This window comes from Pseudomonas sp. NPDC087804, from assembly GCF_044742965.1.
Lineage (GTDB): Bacteria > Pseudomonadota > Gammaproteobacteria > Pseudomonadales > Pseudomonadaceae > Aquipseudomonas > Aquipseudomonas rustica.
On record NZ_JBIUVN010000002.1, the window covers coordinates 371,257 to 374,790 of the forward strand.

The 3,534-nt window shown below is 59.5% G+C and carries 4 protein-coding genes and 1 pseudogene; all 5 read right to left on the minus strand.

The window, feature by feature from the left end:
* Positions 1–80: 80 nt before the first annotated feature.
* Positions 81–1,934, minus strand: coding sequence for an NADH-quinone oxidoreductase subunit L (gene nuoL, locus ACIOMO_RS08690; protein ID WP_038362640.1), 1,854 nt, complete (start codon positions 1,932–1,934; stop codon positions 81–83).
* The gene (gene nuoK / locus ACIOMO_RS08695; protein ID WP_003223790.1) at positions 1,931–2,239 is read right to left on the minus strand and encodes an NADH-quinone oxidoreductase subunit NuoK; all 309 of its coding nucleotides are present in this window, start codon (positions 2,237–2,239) and stop codon (positions 1,931–1,933) included. The genes nuoL and nuoK overlap by 4 nt, the downstream gene beginning before the upstream one ends.
* Positions 2,240–2,242: 3 nt before the next feature.
* Entirely contained in the window at positions 2,243–2,743 is a 501-nt protein-coding gene (nuoJ, locus tag ACIOMO_RS08700) for an NADH-quinone oxidoreductase subunit J (RefSeq protein ID WP_401239969.1), read from the minus strand.
* A 9-nt stretch (positions 2,744–2,752) separates the two neighbouring features.
* Positions 2,753–3,301: pseudogene (nuoI, locus tag ACIOMO_RS08705) on the minus strand (NADH-quinone oxidoreductase subunit NuoI).
* Between the two features lie 11 nt (positions 3,302–3,312).
* Positions 3,313–3,534 (minus strand): NADH-quinone oxidoreductase subunit H (locus tag ACIOMO_RS08710; RefSeq protein ID WP_401239972.1); only part of this gene is annotated, 222 nt, incomplete at its 5' end.

Consider the following 3,534-nt stretch of genomic DNA (forward strand, 5'->3'; position numbering starts at 1 on the left):
CCGCCGATGAAGGGGATCAGGATTAGCCAAGGCAGAATCATGACGGGCTCGTTTCCTTTCGCAAATTCGCAAGGTTCATATCAGACCGCTACCAGCACGATGGCGCCAATGACCAGCACGGCACCAGCAGCCATCGAAGCAGCGTACCAACGCAGTTGACCGGTCTCGGTGCGGCTGAGGGCAGTGTGACCACCCTTGGCCATACGCGGGATCAGACCGATGGTCTGGTCGAGCGGGTCTTTGCGCAGTACGTGGCTGATCGCCAGGTAAGGCTTGACGAACAGTTTGTCGTAGATCCAATCGAAGCCCCAGGCAGCGAACCACCAGGCCGAAAGGAAACGGCCGATGCCGCTGTTGGCGATCGCCGTGACGAAGCGACGCTTGCCGAGGAACAGCAGCGCTGCCAGCAGGATACCGGCCAGGGCGATGGCGCCCGACGCGATTTCCAGACTGTGCTTGGCTTCGCCACCGGCATGGCCAACGCTTTCTGGCAGTACGCCGTGCAGTGGCGGAACGATCATCGCGCCGATGGCGGTGGACAATACGATCAGCACCGACAGCGGCAGCCAGTGAGCGATGCCGTGACCGGCGTGGGCTTCAGTCTTGGCTTCACCGTGGAACGTAATGAAGATCAGGCGGAAGGTGTACAGCGACGTCATGAACGCGCCGACCAGACCTGCGTAAAGCAGACCGTGGTTGCCGCTGGCGAACGCTTCCCAAAGGATTTCGTCCTTGGAGTAGAAGCCTGCGGTGACCAGTGGCAAGGCAGCCAGTGCCGCGCCGCCGACGATGAAGCTGGCGTAGGCCAGTGGCAGTTTTTTCCACAGACCGCCCATCTTGAAGATGTTCTGCTCGTGGTGGCAGGCAACGATCACCGCACCGGAAGCAAGGAACAGCAGGGCCTTGAAGAAGGCGTGGGTCATCAGGTGGAAAATCGCGCCATCCCATGCGCCAACGCCCAGCGCCAGGAACATGTAGCCGATCTGGCTCATGGTCGAGTAGGCGAGGATACGTTTGATGTCGGTTTGTACCAGCGCGGCGAAACCGGCCAGTACCAGGGTCACACCACCAACGATGCCCACCAGGTGGAGGATTTCCGGCGCCAGGGTGAACAGGCCGTGGGTACGGGCGATCAGGTAAACACCGGCAGTTACCATGGTCGCGGCGTGGATCAGTGCCGAAACCGGGGTCGGGCCGGCCATCGCGTCCGCGAGCCATGTTTGCAGCGGCAGTTGCGCCGATTTACCGACCGCGCCACCCAGCAGCATCAGCGTTGCCAGGGTGATCCAGAAGTCGCCGACCTGGAATTTCTGCGGTGCCAGCACCAGCAGTTCCTGGATGTTCAGCGTGCCCACTTGCTGGAACAGGATGAACAGGCCGATGGCCATGAACACGTCGCCGATACGGGTCACGATGAAGGCCTTGAGCGCGGCGTTACCGTTGTTGCGGTTGCTGTAGTAGAAACCGATCAACAGGTACGAGCACAGGCCCACGCCTTCCCAGCCGAAGTACAGGAACAACAGGTTATCGCCGAGTACCAGGAACAGCATGCTGGCGATAAACAGGTTGGTGTACGAGAAGAAGCGCGAGTAACCCGCTTCGCCGCGCATGTACCAGGACGCGAACAGGTGGATCAGGAAACCGACGCCCACCACCACGCCAAGCATGGTGATCGACAGGCCGTCGACGTAGAGGGCGAAGTCAGGCTTGAAGCCTTCGACCGCCATCCACTTCCACAGCACCAGGGTGTAGTGACCGCCTTCGGGTGGTGCGACGTTGAATTGCCAGATGACGTAAGCGGCGACAATCGCCGACAAGCCAATGGAACCCACGCCGATCAGCGCCGAGAGGTTTTCCGACCAGCGTCCACGGGAGAACGACAGCAGCAGGAAACCGATCAGAGGGAATACGAAAGTCAGAAAGATCAGGTTCATCCGCGCATCTCACTGGCAGCGTCGATATCGAGCGTATGGAAGCGGCGATACAGTTGCAGCAGGATCGCCAGACCAATACTGGCCTCGGCAGCTGCAAGGCTGATCACCAGGATGAACATGATCTGTCCATCCGGCTGGCCCCAACGGGCGCCCGCGACAATGAACGCCAGTGCAGAGGCGTTCATCATCACTTCCAGACTCATCAACACGAACAAAATGTTGCGGCGGACCATCAGGCCGACCAGACCAAGGCAGAACAGGATGCCGGCAACGGCCAGTCCATGTTCGAGAGGGATAGCAGGCATGACTTACTCCTTCGCCACGTTACGGCCCAAATGGAACGCCGTGACGGCTGCAGCGAGCAGCAGCATCGAGGCGAGTTCGACCACCAGCAGGTACGGGCCGAACAGGCTGATGCCCACGGCTTTCGCGTCTACGGTGGTGTGGCCGATGGCCTGACCGCTCTGGTGAGCGAACAGCACATACAGCAGTTCGGCCAGCAGCAGCCCGGCGAGAATCACCGGCCCTGCCCAGATACCGGGCTTGAGCCAGGCGCGTTCTTGCTGAACCGCGGCGGGGCCGAGGTTGAGCATCATCACCACGAACACGAACAGCACCATGATGGCGCCGGCGTAGGCGATCACTTCCAGCACGCCGGCGAACGGTGCGCCGAGTGCGAAGAAGGTCATGGCCACAGCGATCAACGAGATGATCAGGTAGAGCAGGGCGTGCACAGGGTTGGTGTTGGTGACCACACGTAGCGTGGCCACAACAGCGATACCCGATGCGAAATAGAAAGCGAATTCCATCGTTCTTCCTTAAGGCAGCAAGCTCTTCACGTTGATCGGTTCGGCTTCGTTCTGTGCGGAGCCTTTCGGCTTGCCAGCGATTGCCATACCTGCAACACGATAGAAGTTGTAATCAGGGTTTTTGCCGGGGCCGGAGATCAGAAGATCTTCTTTCTCGTACACCAGATCCTGACGTTTGAACTCGGCCATCTCGAAATCCGGTGTCAGCTGGATTGCGGTGGTCGGACAGGCTTCCTCGCAGAGACCTCTTAAAATGCAGCGCTAGATTTTGATACGGAAGAAGTCCGGGTACCAGCGACCGTCTTCGGTTTCAGCTTTCTGCAGCGAGATGCAACCCACCGGGCAAGCCACGGCGCACAGGTTGCAGGCAACGCAACGCTCTTCGCCATCGGGGTCACGGGTCAGGACGATACGACCACGGTAGCGTGGTGGCAGGTAGACCGCTTCTTCCGGGTATTGCAGGGTGTCGCGCTTGCGAAAGCCATGGCCGAAGACCATGACCAGGCTGCGCAACTGGGTACCAGTACCCTTAACGATGTCGCCAATATATTTGAACATGGGTCAAATCCTCACTGAACCGCGACTGCAGGCGTGTTCCACAACACGACCGCAGCGGTCACCAGCAAATTGATCAGGGTCAGTGGCAAGCAGAATTTCCAGCTGAAATCCATCACCTGGTCATAACGCGGACGCGGGATAGACGCGCGCAGCAGGATGAACAGCATGATGAAGAACGCGGTCTTCAGTGCGAACCAGAGGAAGGACAGTTGCGGCAAGATGCCGAACGGACC